Raw genomic sequence first — 18,356 nt, 5'->3', positions numbered from 1 at the left:
AATCTAGTGGGCCGGATACCGGACGTACCACCGGTCGTCACCCGGGGCGTTCCCGCCGAACTCCGCGAGCGCGTCGTCCGCCAGCCCTCCGATGACCTCGGCCAGTTCCAGCTTCACGAGCCAGTCCGTGTTGAGCTCTTCCTCGCCGTACATCGCGCCGACGAGGTTCCCGCAGACCGAGCCCGTCGAGTCGCTGTCACCGCTGTGGTTCACCGACGCGAGCAGCGCGGCGTTCACGTCCGTGGTGGTCAGGGCGACGTAAACCGACATGGAGAGCGCGGTTTCGCCGATGTTCCCCTGGCCGAGCGTTTCGAGCTTCTCCGGCGTCGGGGCACCTTCGCGGGCCAGCGCGAGCGCCTGGTCCAGCGCGACGCTCTGCTCTTCGTGCCCCTGGTACTTCTCCAGTTCGGCACGGGCGGTCGCGACGGCGTCGAGCAGCGGTTTCCCGGTCAGCAGTTCGCGCACGATCACCGCGAAAGCACCCGACGAGAGATACCCGCTCGGGTGACCATGGGTCAGCGCCGCGCTCTCGGCGCCGAGCCGGAACACCTCGGCGAGGTCGTCCGACCACAGCGCGACCGGCGCCGCGCGCATGACCCCGCCGCAGCCCTTCGAGTTGTTCACCGGCTTGTCCATGCCGGCCCGTACGCCGGTCTTGCCGTACGCCTCCAGCTCGCTGAAACAGGTGAGACCGGGCGCGCGACGGCTGAACAGCTCGCGGTTCGTGATCAGCCAGCCGTCGGGCTCCACGCTCGTGTTCTCCGGGCCGCGTGCCCGCTCCCACGAGACGCCCTGGGTGTGCAGCCAGCGCTGGTAGGCCAGCTGGAGCGACTGCTCGACGGGCACGGTAGCGGCGGTAGCAAAGGTCCCTTGCTCCCGCTGGGTGGTGGCATGGGCCCTGATCAGGCCTTCCAGGGTGAACAGCGTCATCTGGGTGTCGTCGGTGATCCGCCCGACCCCGCCGTACGCGGGGATGAGGTCGGTGATGCCGTCGGGTCCGGCGATCTCTCGGATGCGGGCGATCGAGTCGAACTCGGTCTTCGCGCCGAGCGCGTCACCGATCGCCCCGGCGAACAGGCTGCCGCGCAGCCGCGACCTGGTCGCCGGTTCCTGAAGCCATTCGCGCATTTCTCTACTGATCTCCTCGTGGATACCGTTCCGCGTCCCAGCGCCGCCGCTCCTCGGGCTCGCGGGTCAGGCCGAACCGGTTGAAGTAGTAATAGGCGTCGCCCGCCATGGCGTCGACGGCACCGAGGCCGGGGTACGCGGCGAGCCAGGACTCCGGCAGACCGGGCACGGTGAGCCTGGCGCCCACCATCGCCCCGGTCAGCGCCGCCGTCACCGAGCCGCCGCGAGCGGCCAGCGCCAGCGCGGCCTCGGCGTCGTGGCCCCGTTTGGCGGCGGCGAACAGCGCCCTGCCCAGTACCGAAAGCGGCGTCCGGCCGTCCCCGATGCTGTCGAACTGTTCGACGTCGTTCCCGTCGATGTCGTTCCGGAGGTCGAGCACGGTCTTGACCAGGTCGCCGACCTCGCCGCTGTACTCGGCGAAGCCTTCGAGGAAGTTCGCGACCGCCGGTTCGCCGTTCCGGGCCGCCAGCTGCGCGCGGAACAGGTTCACCAGCAGTTCGGCGCCGTGGACGACCTCGTGGCCCGCAGCGGAACCGACCAGCTCCCGGACCACCTTCATCGCGTAGAAGGTGCTGTCGGCAAGCCCTTGTGCCCCGCCGGTCACCGTCGCGGCGAGCGCCGTCGCCAGCATGGCCGAGAACTCCGCCGGTGCCGGCCCGGCGGACGCGGTGGCCTTGGCGACCCAGCCGTCCGGCCGTCCGCCCGCGGGCAGCGACGCGGGGATCTCGGGCTTGTCCGGAGCCGCGTCCAGCCCGCGGATCACCGACTCGGTGTGGAACAGCAGCTGCCGGGTCAGCCCGCCCATCGGCAGGCCGTCGGCGGGATCCGCGCCCGAGCCGAGCGCGTCTCCGAGCGCGAAGCCGACGTATGCGCCGAGAAGCCGCGGGTACGCGAAGCTGCCGACAGGGATCGTCGGGTTGTGGAACTTCCCGAAGGTCCAGGCGGCCGGGCGCGGTTCGCCGTCGTCGTAGAAGTGCGTCACCAGGCCGGTGGCGAAGAGGTCTTCGGGCATTTCCGGCAGCGGACGGCCGCTGTACTTCGCCCGGGAGCGTTTGAACGCCAGCGTCGCGCTCCGGGTGTAGCGGACGAGCTCGTCGGTGCTCAGGGGGTAGCCGTTGTCCCTGGCCTGGCCGACGAGATCCGACAGGTTCGCGACGGCCGAGCCGAGATCCGGGCCGTACTCCTCCTGAAGGGCTTTGAACGCCTCCGCGTAGGCCTCGTCGAGGTACGCGGGACGCTCGACGGACTCGGGGCGTTCGGTACCCGCGGGGAGGTCGAGGTCGGCGACCTGCCGCAGCGTCTCCGGGTAGACGTTGAAGGTCTCCGGACGGCCGGGGTTGACCAGCAGGCCGACGCCGCGGTTGTCCTCGGGCCGTCGCAGGAGCACCCGGGGCTGGATCCGCAGCCACATCGTGTACTCGGACGGGATCTGCGCTTCGGACGTGTAGACGACGAACCGCGCGCCCGCGTCGCCGAGGAGACGCACCTGCAGGTGGCCGTCCTTCGCCGGGGCCAGGACGTCGAGGTCCAGCATCCAGTGGACGAACTCCTCCGGCGTGATCCACTCGACGCGGAGGTAGCCCAGAAGCGTCTCGACCGCGCTTTCCGGCGCCGGGCGGCCGGAGAACCGCGGCCCCGGCCGGTGATCCGGGTTCACGCGGACCGCACCGGTCGGCTCGCCGTAGAGCGTGTGCTGCTCCCAGCGCAGGATCGCCGCCTTCGGCACGGGCAGTCCGGGGACCGCGGCCGGGTCGAATTCGGGATCGGCGACCTCGGTCCACCGGGTGAACGCGTCGTCGTTGTCCCCGCCGGCCGCCGAGACCGCCATCAGCTCCAGGTCGAGCCGGATCTCACCGCCGTCGTCCGGGACGAAGGCGACCGGGCTGGGGAACAGGCCCGCGCCGGGATCGGTCCCGTCGAGCCAGCCGACGGTGTTGTAGGTGACGTTCCAGCCGTCGGTCGCGCGCGCGACGTACTCGCGGCGGACCCGCAGCGCGCCGGTCCCCTCCCCGCCCTTGTCCGCCAGCCATTCCTCGACGCGGCTGACGGCTTCCTCTTCGTTCATCGTCCCCATTCCAGTCACCAGCGGGGATACCGCCGGTCCCAGCCGTCGACCTCGTGCAGCGCCGAATGGCGGTCGAAGTGCCAGAAGGCGTCGGTGGCGATGTTCTCCACCAGGTAGCGCAGTTCCAGCTGGTCGACCCACTTCTGCGGCAGACCGGGGATGCCGGTGCGGGCGCCGAGCAGGGCACCGGCGACGGCGCCGGTGATCGCGCTGCGGCCCGAGTGGTTGACCGCCCGCAGCAGCGCCTGCTCCGGGTAGTTCTCGAAGCCGGACAGCGCCGCGAACGCGCGGCCCAGCACCGAAAGCGTGCCCTTGCCGTCGCCGATCAGCTCCGGCACCCGCAGATCCGGCAGGCCGTGCTTGCCGAAGAACGGCACCGATTCCGCGACCATCGCCTTGAGATCGGCCCAGACCGGTCCGCGCTGGTGCGGGTTCTGCTCGCTGAAGATCTCCCGGGAGATGTTCCAGACCGGGTAGCTGAACGCCTCCGAGGTCAGCGCGGGTTCGAACAGCCAGGTCAGATAGGTCGCCGCTTCGACGTCGATTTCCCCGGGATGGGTGACCGAGACGAGGTCGCGCACCGCCTGGCGGACGCCGCCGCTCATCGCTGTCCCCGGTCCTGCCGCGGTCATCGCCGCCGGCAGCGCCGCGACCAGCGCGTCGGGCCCGCTCATCGGCATCGCCGTCGGCGAGACTGTGGCCAGCGCGTGGAAGGCGTTCAGTTCGGCGTCGTCGGGGGTGCGGCGGACGCGGAGTTCCGGCACCTTCACGAGCCAGCCGTCGGCGTTGTCCAGCGGTGCGCCCTGGGTGTGCAGCCAGCGCATCAGCGAGTTGCGGGCGACCGTGCCGAGCGCCTTTTCGGCGTCGCGGTTCTCCGGCTGTTCGCGATGCGGGCTGCGGATCACGGCCTCGGTGTAGAACAGCAGCCGCTGGGTGAGCGGCCCGATCCGGCCGGGCAGGTCGAACGCGACCGGCAGGTCGGTGACCCCGTCCGGGCCGTAGGTGTTGTGGATCTCGTCGAGCCGCATCCGGTCGACGGCCGCCCCGAGCGCCTCGCCGAGCGCGAAGCCCACGAAGGCGCCCGTGACGCGCTGCCAGCCGTAGCGCGAGCTGGAGCGGTCCCGGTCGAAGTACTTGCCGAAGGTGTCGAGGCGCGGCTCGATCTGTCCTTCGTCGTCGTATCCCGGAGCCAGCCCGTTCGCCCGAAGGTCGTTCGGACGGCTTCGCGGCGGCTCCGGCCGCTTGAGCCGGGCCAGCCACGACTGGCCGAGGACGGTCTTCTGGCATTCCTCGGCGGTCAGTTCGAAGCCGCGGCGGCGGGCCCGTTCGGCGGCGGCCAGCGGCGCCTTCACCGGATCGGACAGGCCCATCTTCGCGGCGGTGTCGGCGGCGAGGGTCTCCAGTTCCGGATCCGCCTCGGGGCAGCGTTCGTTGACGTCGACGGAGACGTCCCGGCGAGGGAACTTCGCCGCGGTCTTGGCGAGTTCGGCGCCGCTGACGTCCTCGAACGTCGCGGGCCCGCCGTTGATCACGAGGTTCGGCGGGCTCTCATACCCGGCCAGGGTCGCGATGTCGACCTTCCAGTACCCGTGCTCGCGGGACGGGAGGTTCCTGGTCGAGCTGAACACCCGCAGCTCGGCGCGTTCCTCGTTGAAGTAGAACCGCTCCGTCTTGCCCGACGCCAGGTCGAGCGGGACGTGGACCTCGCAGCGCAGCAGCCCGATGAGCAGCTGTTCCCTGGTCAGCCAGCCGACGCTGGCGAACGACAGCAGCGTTTCGAGCTTGTTCTCCGGCTTCGGGTAGCCACGGCGGACCGGACCGGCCCGGTACTCGGGGTTCTCGCGCTCTTCCCCGGTCTGCACGCCTTCCGCGTTGACCTTGACCCAGCCCGCGACGACCGGCGGAGGGACACCGAGGTCACCGAGCCCGGCCTTCGCGTACTCGGGGTCGACGACCTCGCGCCACGCCTCCTGGCCGGGGAACGCGACAGGGACGCTGAGCCCGCCGGGCTGCGGATGCGCCTGGCGCAGTTCGCCGTCCGGTTCGCGGACGATCACCGACGGCGGCGGGAAGATCTCCTTCTCGGCATGACCCTCGTCGAGGTAGGCGATCGTGTTGTACGGGACCGACCAGCCCTCGGGGATGCGCAGGACCTTTTCGTGGTCGACGCGCAGGCCGGCGCCGCCCGGTTCGGACACGTCCGGACCGTGGACCGCGCGCAGCCACTCTTCGACCTTGGCTACCGCTTCCGCCGATTCCACCTACTCGATCCTCTCCAGGCTGCCGTCGGACACGTGCTCGGCGATGGTCCTCGGGAGCACGTAGGCCACCGCCCCGCCGGGCATGTTCGCCCAAGGGACGGTGACACCGATGATCACGTGGAGCGGGCGTCGCAGCCGGTAGGTCCCACCGACACGCTCCCGTTCCAGCGGCAGGGACGTCGTGGCGAACCGTACCCCTCCGTGGTGAACCAGATTGCCGGTTTCCTCGCCGAACCGCAGTACGACCGTACCGGCGACCATCCGGCTGACGCGCTTGTTGCGGAGCAAGGTGAGGGGAGGCTCACCCGGCGCCGACCGCACCGGCCAGTCGGCGAGTTCCTTCGCGGTCTCCAGCGGCGTCTCGTGTCCGGCGGTCATCCTCGCCGGATGCAGTAGGAGGGCGCCGAGAAGCTGATGCGCGGCGTCTTCGAGCTTGTCGAAGTACTTCGGTGACGCCGGGGCACCGCCCGAGTAGGCCGCGACCTCCCAGCCCTTCTCGGTGAAGTTGAGGCACCAGGCGCCGTCCGAGCGGTCCCCGATGCGGTACGCCTCCGGCCAGACGGCGTGCTCGCCGAGCCTGCTGACCAGCACGACCAGGAGCTCTTCGTCGGTCAACGACGGATTCGGCGACGTCTCCAGGTCCGCGGCGATGTCGCCTTCGGTCTTCTTGACGTCGGAGCGGCCAGGCTTCGGCCGCGGCTTGCCGAGCAGATCCGCTTCCGCGGTCCGCCGCACGAGGTGCTCGACGTACGGCGGCTGGAACCGCTGGCCGCGGATGTGCTCGACCAGCTCCGGCTCCGGCGGGATCCCGTACTTCCGCAGGTAGTGCGGGACGGACGCGTGCCAGATCCAGGTGCCGTCGGTGTGGTAGCTCTCCGGGACGTCTCCGTCGGCCTCCGGGGAGAAGATGTCCTTGCCGAGACCGCTGCCGGAGAGGATCGCCGGTTCGCGCTCCAGGTACTGCGCGACCAGCGGCGCTTCGGACTCGTCGAGCTCCGGTCTGTCCACCACCGGTGGCTTGCCCTCGGTGTAGGCGTCGACGATCCGGGCGTGCCGGAACTCGACCCGCAACGGCAGCTGCGCGCGCAGCCGCCACCAGTCAGGGATGTGCTCGTCCTCGCGCGGGAACGCGGCCAGCTCGTCCGGGTACGCCGAAGCCGCCGGCGCCCCGGTCCACGACGGCTCGTCGTCCAGGGTGAAGTCGAAGTCGAAGGTGCCGTCGGATCTGAGCGTGAACCGCGACTGCAGCCAGGTCCCCCGGCCGACGGTGTACATGCCGGTGCGAAGCCTGCCGAAGAGCTCGTTCAGCTCAGGAGCGGGCGTGAGGTTGTGGCCCTCGAGTTCGGAGTGCTCCCCGGCCTGCCGGAAATCGGCGGCCGCGGCGTGGGCGGGGTCGGTGATCCCCGCCAGGATGAGCCTGCCGATCTGGACCAGCAGCCCGCGCTGTTCTTCGGGAGTGAGTTGTTCCACGTGAATCATCGCGTCCGGTCCGGCCGGCTGAGCGGGCTCATTCCGAGACCCCTTCCTCCGGTGGTTCGTATCCCGGGAAACGCGGCTCCGCCCGGAACGACGGCGGCTCACCGGCGGCGCGGCGGGCCAGCTCGTCCTCCCACATCTTGAAGGTGCGCTTGCGCAGCGACCGCATCAAGGCGGATTCCTCCGGCCGCAGGCGGCGGTTTTCGCGCTTGGCCTGCGCGTACAGGCCGTCGATGGTCTCGTAAAGCGCGAAGATCGGCCCGGCACCTTTGAGTTCGTACGCACGGGCACGCTCGGTCTCCTGGACGAACTTCTCTTCGGTCACCTTGCTGATGTCCGAACTCGCCATCGCCCACATGACCTCGCGCACGTGTTCCGGCTTCTCGTCGAACTCGCCGGTGCGCGGGTTGAGGAGGTAGCCGGTCAAGCCTCCGTCGGGAGTCGACTCGATGCGGTAGGTCTTCCCGAAGTAGGTGTAGAAGGACGGTGTCTGGATCACGTGTTCTCCTCAGGCGGCAGGCCCTTGCGGAGACCGGCCATGAACTTCTCCCGGACCCGGTCCATCAAGGCGGCTTCCAGCAGAGCCTGTTCCGGGGACAACTTCTTCTTGTTGTTCTCGTCCAGTGTCCGGTTGTAGGTCGGGAAGTCGCGGCGGACCTCGTAAAGAGCGTGTTCGTAGGCCGAGACGGTGTCGATGTGCCTCAGGTGCAGCCGCAGTTCGGCGACGTGCCCGTTCGGCAGCCGGACGTTCATCTGCAGATCGCGGTACCCGCTGTCCTGCGGATTCGCGAACCGGTCGTCGAAGCTGACGATCTCGAGATCCGGATCGGCCATCACCGCGTTCAGCGCGTTGTAGACGTCGGCCAGCGTGTCGAACTGGATCTTCACCCCCGCCAGGTCGGTGAGTTTCGACGCGTCGCCTTCGTAGCCCGCGATCTTCGCCTTCGCGCGGTCGTCGTCCTTCGGGCCCGGGCGGCCCGACGAGTCACCGTTGTTCTCCGCCGCGATCCGTTCGGCGATCCGGTTGAGGTCGCCCTGGTTCCGCGGCCACGCCTGCCGCTCGGCGTCCAGGAACTCCTGGATCTTCACGGGATCGCCCTTGTCCTCGCGATCGAATCCGGCGTGGTACCGATCGCCTGGTTCCACCTCGGCGGCGATGGCCGCCGCCTCGTTCGCGATGTCCCGCTGCTCCTGCGTCAGCGGAGTGTCGCCGGGTCCTTCCTGGTGGACGTCGTCGATCAGCTGGTAGCCGCGTTCCTCGACGTCACGCAGAGCGTCTTCGAGGATCGGGATGGCTTCCGGATGCAGCAGCAGGCTGCCGATGGTCATCGGGTTGTTCAGCAGCGAGGCCCGCAGGTACGCGTTGTCCGGGTGCTCCATCAGCCGGACGAGTTCCGGATGCGCCGGCAGATGCTCGCGGATGAAGTCCCGCATCGGCCCGACGTCGTGCTTGACCCCGTTTTCGTCCTCGTGAACGGCTCGCTTGAGGTCCGGGTCCAGCCCGTCCACCGCGGCCGCGACCTCGGGATCGTTCAGGAACCGTTCGGCCTCGGCCCGGTCCCCGTGGTGAGACGGCTCGTCGTGCGCCATGCCGTAGCCCGCGTCGCGCGGCGGCGAAACGATCGGACGGCCGTCCGGGCCGATCCGCGACGGCTGCACCTCGGGCGCGTCTTCCCTGGCGAACGCGATGCGCGGGTCCACCGGCTGATCCGGCCGCGCGAACGCGATCCTCGGGTCGGCAGGCCGCGTCGCGGCCGCTTCCGTCTGCGTCGTGTGCCCGTCGGTGTGCTGCGCGGCCGGGCCCTCCGGGACACCGACGTGCATCAGCCTCACCCCCAGCGGCGGATGCGGCAGGTTCATCAGCGCACCCGACTGCGGGTCGATGAACGCGACGCCGTCCCGCGTGTTCGCCACCATCGCGACGTGGCCGCGTTCGACGCCGTTCTCGTCGAGGTACTTCACCGCCACGACCGCGTGGTGATCGGTCGGCATGTCCCGCATCTCGCGGATGACGGCGTCGTAGTCGGCGCGGTCGGAGAACTGGCCGCCGAACCGCTCCTCGACGTGCTCCAGCGTGCCCCGGCTGTCCATCTCGTGCACGAGCAGCGGGTCGGCCGTCGAATCGATGCCGTTCATCCGGTCCATGTAGGCGCCCGGGGTGCGGGTGCAGTTGGACCGGTAGCCGTTCGCCAGCGCGTCGGGGTCGTTGAAGTGCGGGTTGACCTCGCCGAGCCGCGGATGCCTGTCGGCGAGGTACGCGGCCTGCTGCGCGGGGCTCGCCGAACCGGCGTGGATGGCCGGTTCGCTCGGCGGGTTCGTCGCGACCGCCATCGACGAGTAGTCCCGTTCGGGGGCCGGCAGCTCCGCCGTGTCGTCGGTGGCGCTGTGGTCCTGAGCGGGCTGCTCGCCGTACTCCGGTCCCTTGTCGGCGTCCGCGACCCCGTGGTCGGCCGGGTTCTCCGTGGTGAGGTGCGGGGTCTGCGGCTCGTCGAAGCCGCCGAGGCGCGCCATCGACCGTTCCTGGGCGAGACGGGCGAGTTCGGGCGCCTCCGCGGCGTGCCGGGCCCTCCGCTCGTCCATCTTCTGCTTGGCGGCCTCGGGGTCGAGGTAGCGCGGGTCGCCGGGGGTGACCTCTTCGGCGTGGATGACCCACTTCGGACGGTCGACCAGCGGCGGAGTCTTGAACTCCTTGCTGTGGACGTAAAGCTGGGTCTTCGGCTTGTTGATCGCTTCGTTCTCGCCCGGGTTCTCGGCGAGCGACGAAACGTCCTTGCCCGTCTTCGAGACGATGTGGATCTCGACGTCTTCGCCGAACTTCGACTTCGTGTCCGGCGACGTCTTGATGGTGGAGCTGGTCATCGTCGGTTCGGGGACGGTCTGGCCGGGTTCGTAGTGCGCGGCCATCATCCCGGCGGCGCGCATGTCGCCCTTGGTGTCGATGCCGCGGATGGCCTCGCCGTGGAAGTCCGGCAGCTCGTTCAGCGCGCCGACGATCGCCCGGGTGCTGCGCTGGGCGTTCTCGAAGTCGGGGTGCGCCTCGCCTCGGCGGTTCGCCTCGTTGATCGCGAAGGCGTGTTCGCGCGAGTACGAGTAGATCGCTTCCGCGGCTTCGGGCGAGACGCGGTCCTTCAGCGGGCTGGCTTCGAGCCGCCTTTGCGCCTTGTCGCGGGCCTGCTCGGCCTGATCGGCGTTGTCGTAACGGTCACGAAGGCTCTTGTGATCCTCCGGCGTACCACGGAAGTTCTCGTCGTCGACGTAACTTTCGTCGTGCCGCGCGGGTGCCTCTTCGGTGCCCTTGAGCCGCTCGCTGATGTCGGCTTCGGTCTTGGGCGCCTGCTGCTCGTCGGGCCGGTCCACCGGTGGCGGCTCATCGTCGCCGCGCAGTCGGTCGGCCGCCGACCGGGGCGGTGCCTCGGCGTGGGTCTCGGGCGGCGTTTCGGTGTGTGTTGTCTCGGTTTGGGTTTCGGTGTGCGCCCGTTGAGGTGCTTCCGGCGCTTCCGGGGTGTGGGCGTGCGGTGCGTCGCCGCCGCCCATCGGCATCGCCTTGATCGACGTCGGATTGTCGGGCAGCGTCGCGAGCCGCCCGGTCATCGGGTCGGCGAACACCACGCCGTGCGGCGTGTTCACCGCGGCGACGATCCGGGTCTCGATCCGGTCCATGGATCGCGGCGAGCCCGTCGGCGCGTTCGGTTCGGCGGCGGCGTGATGCTCGAACGCCACCGCGGTCCGCGCGCCGACCGGACGTTCGCCCAGCTCACGGGCGATGTCGCCGAAGCCGTTGCGATCAGACCACTGCCCGCCGAGCCGGTCGCTGACGTGCTGCAGCGGAGAGCCGCTGGTCGACGGCCCGGCGACGGCGTCGCCACCGTCCATCCGGTTCTCGAAAGCGACCAGGGCCTCGGCCGAGTTGGTCTGGAAGCCGTCCTTCCACGATTCGGGCGCGTAGTAGTTGCGGGTGTTGGCCTCGCCGATCGCGGGAAGCTCGTCCATGACCAGCCGGACCTGCTGATGCGGCGTCTCGGCCGAACCGGCGTGGATGACCGGCGGCCCGCCTTCGTCGAGCGGCTTCGCCAGCTCGGACCAGCCGCCGTCGGGAGTGTGTTCCCTTGGCTTGACGACTTCCCGGACCGGGACGTCGGCGGCGTCGATCCAGCCGCCCTTGCCGTCGGAGATCTTGGTGCCGAAGCCGTCGAGGCCCTTGTTCTGGAACAGTTCCGGGTGGTCGCGGCGCAGCTGGGCGTCGCGGTCGGCCTCTTCCTGGGCCAGCCTGTCCCGCTCGGCGTTGTTGTGTTCGCGCCGCTCGGCGACCTTCTCCTGGACCTGCTCCGAGGTCAGGTGGCCGTCGTCGCCGGCGACGACCTCTTCGCATTCGACGACCCACTTCGGCAGGCTGCTCGCCGAGCCGTCCGCGACCCGCGCCGCGTACTCGGGGTGATCGGGATGTCCCGGCCCCTTGTCGACGCCGGTGACGCGAAGCTGCGTCGCCGACTTCATCAGCACTTCGCGCTCGTCTTTCCGGGAAGCGAGGTCTTCAATGTGGCGTCCGGTCTTCGACTGGATGCGCATCTCGACTTCACCGGCGAAGGTGCTGCGCGGATGATCGGCGGTGACCCGCGACGCGCTCAGCATCTGCGGGTCGACGATGACCCGCCCCTCGGCGTGCGCCGCGAGGAAGCCCTGGAGCGCGCTCTCGTTGCCGTGGAAGTTCACCCGCCGCGAGACGACGCCCTCGTACGCGGGGATCTCGTTGAGGCCGGAGGTGATCGCCTCGATATGCGGCCGGAGCGCCTCCAGCTCCGGGCCGCCGTGACGCTGGGCGTGGGTGATCCGCTCGGCCATGTCGGTCCGCGTGTAGCTGTGCACCGCGTACGCGCCCTGATCCGACATGTCCTTGACGCGCTGGTCTTCGTGCGCGTCACGCTTGGCCAGACCTTCGCGACGGACCTGTTCGCTCCGGGACTCCCCGGTCGAGGCGTCGAAACCACGCTTGTCGATCTGCGTTTCGGCGAGCGCGCGGTAAGCCGCGGGATCGTCCGTGTGGAAGTCCGGATCCGTCAGGTACGGCTCGTCGACCCTCGAATCGATGTCGTCGGTGGTCTTGTCGTCGGGCGTGACGTCCTGGGGCGCCTCGGTGTCGTGCGGGGCGTCGGTGTCCTTGGGGGCCTCGACGTCCTTGGGCAGCTCGGTGTCCTTGGGCAGGCTGCCGCCGTGGTCCTGGGGTGTCTGCTGCGGTGCCTGCTCCGCGGGCCGCACCGGGGCAGGCTGCTGCGGCGGACGCTGCGGCTGCTGCGTCCGGTCCTGAGGGGTGCGGTCCTGCGGGCCCGCGTGCCCGTCCTGGCCAGGACGCGGCGCGGGGACCTGCGGCGGACGTTGCGGCTGCGGGCCACCGAAGCGCGGCGGCTCGGCACCGGGCGGCATCGGACGGCCGGGCTGCTGACCCGGGTGCCGAGGCTGACCCTGCTGACCGGGGTGGTGGCCGGGCGGAGGCGGCGGCACGGGACCGCGGTTGCCGGGGAACGGGCCGTTGCCCGGATGCTGAGGACGCTGCGGATAGCCCGCTGGGCCCCGCTGCTGGCCAGGGTGCTGCCCAGGCGGCGGAGGTGTCTGCGGACGCGGCGGGACACCACCGTTCGGACCGGGACCCTGCGGCGGCCTTCCCTGATAACCCTGGGGCGGTCCCTGCTGAGGCCGCGGCTGGCCGTGCGGCCCCTGCGGCGGCGGACCTTGGGGCGGCGGGCCCTGCGGCGGCTGCTGGGGACGCTGACGCGGCCCGCGGTCCTGCGGATATCCGCCCTGGCCCGGGTGCTGGGGCGGGGGCGCTTGCGGTCCGGTGGGACGCGGGCCCATCGGACCCTGCGGTCCCCGGGGCGACATCGGGCCACCGCCGCCACTGGGCGGCGGCGGAGGAGGCGCGAAACCACCCTGCGGGCCCTGCTGCATCGGCTGGCCCTGGAACGGCATCTGGGCGGGCTGCTGGTCGAAACGCGGCTGCTGCGGTCCGCCGTTGCCGGACAGACCGGCGGCCTGGACGCTGTCATTCGGCCGTCCCGGCCGAGACGGATCGTGCCCGCCCGGGGGGAAACCGCCAGGTGCGGGCCCGTTGCCCGACGGATTGCCGCCGGGCCCCATGCCATAGCCGCCCGACGAGCCGGGCGTGCCCGAACCCGAGTTCGGCGCCATGCCGTACCCGCCCGAACCGGTCGAGGCAGGCGCGCCACCCGACGAGGAAGGCGCGCCGGAGGAGGCGGCGGGCGGCATCCCGCTGGACTGCGACGGACCAGGCGCCGGGCTCGACCCCTGCGACGGGCTCGACGAGGGTCCCTGCGACGGACTCGACGCCGGTGTCTGGGCAGGGCTCGCCGCAGGTGCCTGGGCAGGGCTCGCCGCAGGTGCCTGGGCGGAGCTCGCCGCGGGTGTCTGCGCCGGTGCCTGTGCCGCCGCGGCGGGTGCCTGCTGCTGATTGGCCGCCGCGGGTGCCTGCTGATTGGCCTGCTGTTGCTGACCGGCGCCGTTGTCCGCGGCCGCAGCCGGAGCGTTGTGGGGCGTCTGCGCCGCGCGCTGACCGTCGCCGGTGTTCGCCGGGGCGTCCGCCGGACGTTCCGGAGCCTGCGCCGAAGACTGGCTGACCCGGTCACTGTCCGCCGCCCGCTGCGGCGGGCCGTCGTCAGAGCTCGGCGTGTGCTGCTGTGAAGCCTGTTGAGGAGCCTGGCCCCCACCCTCCGAGCGCGGCTGCGACCCGGCCGAAGGCTCGGACGAACCCCGCGCCGAGGAATCGCCATCAGAGGACGAATCGCGGCTGGAAGAAGAGTCGGGACTCGAAGAAGAACCCGAGTCCGAAGAAGAATCCGAAGAACCAGAAGAGCGCGAAGGCGTCCCGGAATCCCCGGAGTCCCCATCCGGCGTCGGGGGACCATCGACGTCCGGCGTGGCGCTCGGCGTGTTCGCGGTGCGGATGTCGCCGATCTGGCTCTTCGCCCCGTCGACCCCGCCGCCGACGGCCCCGCCGGAAGCGCCCATCAGGACGTCCTTGGCCGAAAGCTTGTCCAGGTCACCGGTGACGGCGGCCTGTCCGACAGTGCTGGCGACGCCCTCGGCCGCGCCGCGCACGGCACCCCGTGCCGCGCTGTCGACGATCTGGCCGCCCACGCTGTCGGAAAGTCCCTTGGTGGCGCCCTTGCCGATACTGCTGCTGCCCGCGCCGACGACCCCGTCGACGGCGCCGCTGATCGCGGAATCCTTGGTCTTGCCGAGGTCCCAGCTGTCGCGGTCGCCCTTGGCCATCTGGAGGCCCTGGATGCCCGCGTCCATGGCGAGGTTCATCGCCGTGTTCTGCAGGACCTCCTTGCCGATCTTCTTCAGGCCCTCTTTGAGGAGTTTCTCGAGGAGTTCCTTCGCGACCTTCTTGAAGCCTTCCTGCGCGAGCTTCTGCATCAGCTGCCGGAAGATCATCTGGACGGTCATGCGGGTGGCGATCTGCGCCGGCGCGATCCCGGCCGTCGAACCGCCGAACGTCACCGCGGCGGCCGCGATCATCGCGACGATCTGCGCGGCGAGGATCACCAGCGAGATGATGATCATGTACTTCGTGTACTCGACGTCCAGCGCGGTCGCGTTGCACGAGTCGCCGAGCGCCTTCGAAGAATCGGCGAGCGACTTGAAGTACGCCTCGTCGCCCTCGACGAACTTCTTCCAGGCTTCGGCGAACTTCTCCGCGCCCTCGCCGGTCCAGCCGCCGAGGACCTCGGTGGCGCCCTTGGTCGCGGTGTCGGCGATCGGCTGCACGGCCTTCGAGGCGTTGTGCCAGGCGTCGCGCAGTTCGCGGAGCTTGTCCTCGTCGCCTTCGGGCCAGCTTTCCCCGACGACGATCGGCAAGAGCCACTTGACCGCGTCGGGCATCTCCATACCCACGGCGCTAGACCTTCTTGTCCAGCGTCGTCTTGATCTCTTCCTCGGCGTTCGTGAACGCGGTCATGGACCGTTCGACGTTGTGCTGCATGCCGCGCAGCGCCTCGACGATGTTCGCGAACCCCTCGGACGAACCCTTCGCGCCCGGCTCGTAGTCCTTCGCGAACTCCTTGCCGGCGTCGTCACCGCCCCAGCACTGGCCGAGCGAGTTGATCGCGGCCATCAGTTCCTTGCCCGCGTCGTCCAGTTGATCCGCGGCGAGCCCCAGCTTGGCCGCGGCCGTCTTGACCGCGTCCGGATCAGCGGTGAAACCGCCTCCGCCCCCACCGTTCGGCATCAGACCCCCCTGGTCAGCCAGCTCGAAGGCGGCTCTTCCTCATCGTCGTCCTGCGTCTGACGCACCCGTTTGGGAATCGGTTTCGGCGCGGGCGGGGCAGCGGCGGGAGGAGGCGGCGGGGCGTCGTCCTTGCGCAGCAGCGGGTCTTCGAAGTCTTCGTCGGACTTCTTCGGCGCGTCCGGCTCCTCCTCTTCGGCGAGGAAGTCGGGGATCGCCGGCATCAGACCCTGCAGCGAAGGAGCGCCTTCGAGGAGGTCCGAAAGGTCCGGCAGGCCTTCGGTGATCGGGGCCATCAGCTCGGCGACCTGCTGCTTGACCTGCAGTGATCCCTGGCGCACCAGGGTCAGCACGGTGTTGGCCAGCTGCGCGGGATTGGTGCGCTCGAAGGCGTTCGGCTGGATCTCGAGTTTCGCGAGGGTGCCTGTCGCGTCGATGGTGGCGCGGACGAGACCGTCCTGCGAGACCACTGTCGCGGACGTCTGCGAAGCGGCTTCCTGCGCGTCGCGGAGCTGGGCCGTCTGGCGCTCGAACTGTTCGAGCAGCGTGTCGACCTGGTCCTTCATGGCGGCATTGCGCGCTTCGAGGCGTGCGCTGTCGTCGCCGGCCGTCGTCACTTGAGCCCCCGCGAGTGCTGGATCCCGGGCATACGCCACCCGGTGTCGGTAGGCGTCACCCTAATGCCAACGCCTGCGCCGTATCACCGGTTCTTCGTTTTCGCACCGCGAGGAGGTGACCGGCGGCGCCCGCCAGGTAGAGGACGGTGGCCGCGATCAGCAATCCCGGCGAACGGCCGTCGTCCGGGATCACCGTCGCCGCCAGCGAGACCGCGGCGACCTGGGTGATGTTGAACAGCGTGTCGTAGAGCGAGAAGACCCGTCCTCGCACCTCGTCGGCGACGTCGAGCTGCACAGACGAATCGACACAGAGCTTCAGCACCTGTCCGGCGCCGGTCACCAGGAACGCCGCGAGCAACGCCGTCGGGACCACCATCGGCAGCCCGAGCGCGGACTGCGCGACCGCCGCCAGCACCAGCGCGCCCAGCACGACACGGAGCCGGCCGAACAGCCGGATCAGCCGGGCGGTCAGCAGCCCGGCGACCAGGATCCCGGCTCCGGCGAACGCCGCCATCCGGCCCAGTCCCGCCATCCCGGCGCGGAAGATCCCCGCGTCGGTGAAGTGATTGCGCATCAGCAGCACGGTCACCAGCAGCGAGATCCCGAACGACGCACGATGGGCGAACAGCGCGACGAACCCGGCCGTGACACTGGGCGTGCGCCAGGCCGCCTTCGCACCGTCGGACAGGCCGCGGGCGACGGCGAGGACGGCGTTCGACGGCTCGTCGACCGTCGACGGCCCGAGCAGCCCGCGCTTGAACCCCGAAGCGAGCGCCGCGGCGCCGATCCCGCCCAGCGCGGCGACGGCGGTGACCCACGCGGAACCGGCGTCGTCGGCGCCGGTCAGTTCCCGGAGACCGATCGCGCAGCCGCCGCCGACGACAGCGAGCACCGAACCCCACGTCGCCGCGAAGGCGTTCGCGGCGACCACGGACTTTTCCTCGACGACGTGCGGCAGCGACGCGGACAGGCCGGAGCCGATGAACCGGGAGATGCCTTCGGACGCCAGTGCCAGGGAGAACAGCCCGATCCCCGCCGCTCCCGTGCCCACGGCGACGGCCGTCGCGAGGATGGTGAGGGAGCGCAGGAGGCTCGCGAAGATCAGGACTTTCCGGCGGTCCCAGCGGTCGAGCAGCGCGCCCGCGAACGGCCCGACGACCGAATAAGGCAGCAGCAGCGCCGCGAATCCGCCCGCCATGGCGAGCGCGTCGGCGGCGCGTTCGGGGTTGAAGAGGACGGCTCCGGCCAGTCCGGCCTGGTACATGCCGTTGCCCCAGTGCGCGGAGAACCGCGTGAACAGCAGACGGCGGAAGTCACGATCGCGGACGAACGCCCTGGTGGTCACAGCCGAAGCCTAAAGAAGGAGGTCGGTGCGCTTTAGGGTCGCCTCTCGGCGGCTATGCGCAGTGTGGCTCCAGCCGGACGGTATTCCACAAAGGCGGTTCTTCAGTGAGCCCGGGGGACACGGAAAGCGCACCGACCCGATGTGTCCAACGGTGCTCGTGATGCTGTTGTTCCCTGGCCGGACGATTTGTCTCCACTCGAAGTGGGATCATGGCGGACGTGCCAGCGGACGCCGAGGTCGAACCGGGAACGCTCCTGGTCGCCGCCCCCACGATGTTCGATCCCAACTTCCGGCGGACCGTCGTGTTCGTCATCGATCACCGGGACGAGGGAACGCTCGGCGTCGTGCTCAACCGGCCGAGTGACGTCCCGGTGTACGACGTGCTCCCGAACTGGGGCGGGCACGTCGCCGAACCGCAGTCGGTGTTCGTCGGCGGTCCGGTGGAGAAGAAGACGGCGTTGTGCCTGGCCGCGCTGCGGACCGGCGAGACGGCGTCGAGCGTGCCCGGCGTGATCGCCGTCCGCGGTCCGGTCGCGCTGGTCGACCTCGACACCGATCCCGAGGCCCTGGTGCCGAAGGTCCGCGGTGTGCGGGTCTTCGCCGGGTACGCGGGCTGGGACTCGGGCCAGCTGGCGAACGAGATCGAACGCGACGACTGGCTGATCGTCCCGGCGCTGCCCAGCGATGTCCTCGCTTCGCCGCAGCACGACCTCTGGGGTCAGGTGCTGCGCCGTCAGGGCATCCCGCTGGCGCTGCTGGCCACCCACCCGGGAGACCTCCAGCGCAATTAGGCGGTGGCGGTGTCGGCCTTCTTGAAGACGCCGCAGGTGCCGCAGGCGCAGCCACTGCAGCCGGCGGGCCGCTCCGGTTCGGGCTCGGGGACCGTCGCGGCGGCGCGGTTGCCGAGGACTCCCCCGGCCGCGACCAGCGCGATCATCCCGACCACGCCCACGACCGAGGCCAGGACGAGCCCGGCCGTCGTCGGCATGAGCAGTCCGGCGGCACCCGCGAGCACGGCGATCACGCCGCCTGCCAGCGTCGGGAGCCCCGCGACCTTGTTGCCGAGGCGGAAGGCGTCCTCGCTGCGCATGGTCGCGGTGGTGCGCACGCCCGCACCGCGGTCACGCGGCAGCTTCTCGCGTAGACCGAGGAAGCCACCCCAGCCGACGAGGACACCCAGCACGATCGGGACCAGCGCTATGACGAACACTCCACGAGGATAAGC

General features: G+C 70.4%; 11 protein-coding genes. 1 reads left to right on the top strand and 10 read right to left on the bottom strand.

Annotation, left to right across the window (positions count from 1 at the left end):
* Nucleotides 1-3: 3 nt before the first annotated feature.
* From ACZ6YV_RS03910 to ACZ6YV_RS03870, 9 genes are read right to left on the bottom strand one after another with little or no spacing between them, the layout of a single operon-like run.
* Nucleotides 4-1,128, bottom strand: coding sequence for an ADP-ribosylglycohydrolase family protein (locus tag ACZ6YV_RS03910; protein ID WP_465508184.1), 1,125 nt, complete (start codon nucleotides 1,126-1,128; stop codon nucleotides 4-6).
* A 4-nt stretch (nucleotides 1,129-1,132) separates the two neighbouring features.
* Entirely contained in the window at nucleotides 1,133-3,193 is a 2,061-nt protein-coding gene (locus ACZ6YV_RS03905; RefSeq protein ID WP_465508183.1) for a YrhB domain-containing protein, read from the bottom strand.
* 14 nt (nucleotides 3,194-3,207) lie between these two features.
* Nucleotides 3,208-5,454 (bottom strand): ADP-ribosylglycohydrolase family protein, encoded by a 2,247-nt coding sequence (locus ACZ6YV_RS03900; RefSeq protein WP_465508182.1) that lies wholly within the window; start codon nucleotides 5,452-5,454, stop codon nucleotides 3,208-3,210.
* Nucleotides 5,455-6,924: a TNT domain-containing protein gene (locus ACZ6YV_RS03895; protein WP_465508181.1), complete on the bottom strand. Its 1,470-nt coding sequence runs from the start codon at nucleotides 6,922-6,924 to the stop codon at nucleotides 5,455-5,457.
* A gap of 37 nt (nucleotides 6,925-6,961) precedes the next feature.
* Nucleotides 6,962-7,429, bottom strand: coding sequence for a hypothetical protein (locus ACZ6YV_RS03890; protein WP_465508180.1), 468 nt, complete (start codon nucleotides 7,427-7,429; stop codon nucleotides 6,962-6,964).
* Nucleotides 7,426-14,832: a WXG100-like domain-containing protein gene (locus ACZ6YV_RS03885; RefSeq protein ID WP_465508530.1), complete on the bottom strand. Its 7,407-nt coding sequence runs from the start codon at nucleotides 14,830-14,832 to the stop codon at nucleotides 7,426-7,428. Before ACZ6YV_RS03885 ends, ACZ6YV_RS03890 begins: the two co-directional genes overlap by 4 nt.
* Nucleotides 14,833-14,842: 10 nt before the next feature.
* Nucleotides 14,843-15,172, bottom strand: coding sequence for a WXG100 family type VII secretion target (locus tag ACZ6YV_RS03880; RefSeq protein ID WP_465508179.1), 330 nt, complete (start codon nucleotides 15,170-15,172; stop codon nucleotides 14,843-14,845).
* Nucleotides 15,172-15,786: a YbaB/EbfC family nucleoid-associated protein gene (locus ACZ6YV_RS03875; RefSeq protein WP_465508178.1), complete on the bottom strand. Its 615-nt coding sequence runs from the start codon at nucleotides 15,784-15,786 to the stop codon at nucleotides 15,172-15,174. The genes ACZ6YV_RS03880 and ACZ6YV_RS03875 overlap by 1 nt, the downstream gene beginning before the upstream one ends.
* Nucleotides 15,787-15,841: 55 nt before the next feature.
* The gene (locus ACZ6YV_RS03870; protein ID WP_465508177.1) at nucleotides 15,842-17,131 is read right to left on the bottom strand and encodes an MFS transporter; all 1,290 of its coding nucleotides are present in this window, start codon (nucleotides 17,129-17,131) and stop codon (nucleotides 15,842-15,844) included.
* Nucleotides 17,132-17,340: 209 nt separating this feature from the next.
* Here ACZ6YV_RS03870 and ACZ6YV_RS03865 point away from each other — a divergent pair, with 209 nt between their 5' ends.
* On the top strand, nucleotides 17,341-17,922 hold the full coding sequence (locus ACZ6YV_RS03865; protein WP_378239039.1) for a YqgE/AlgH family protein: 582 nt from the start codon (nucleotides 17,341-17,343) through the stop codon (nucleotides 17,920-17,922).
* On the opposite strand, the gene ACZ6YV_RS03860 is transcribed toward ACZ6YV_RS03865, so the two are convergent.
* The gene (locus ACZ6YV_RS03860) at nucleotides 17,919-18,341 is read right to left on the bottom strand and encodes an SdpI family protein (RefSeq protein WP_465508176.1); all 423 of its coding nucleotides are present in this window, start codon (nucleotides 18,339-18,341) and stop codon (nucleotides 17,919-17,921) included. The genes ACZ6YV_RS03865 and ACZ6YV_RS03860 overlap by 4 nt on opposite strands.
* Nucleotides 18,342-18,356 lie beyond the last annotated feature (15 nt).

It is taken from the genome of Amycolatopsis sp. NPDC102522 (genome assembly GCF_055584485.1).
The sequence above is the reverse complement of the archived record's forward strand: the minus strand, read 5'-3'. Positions and strand labels throughout refer to the sequence as shown.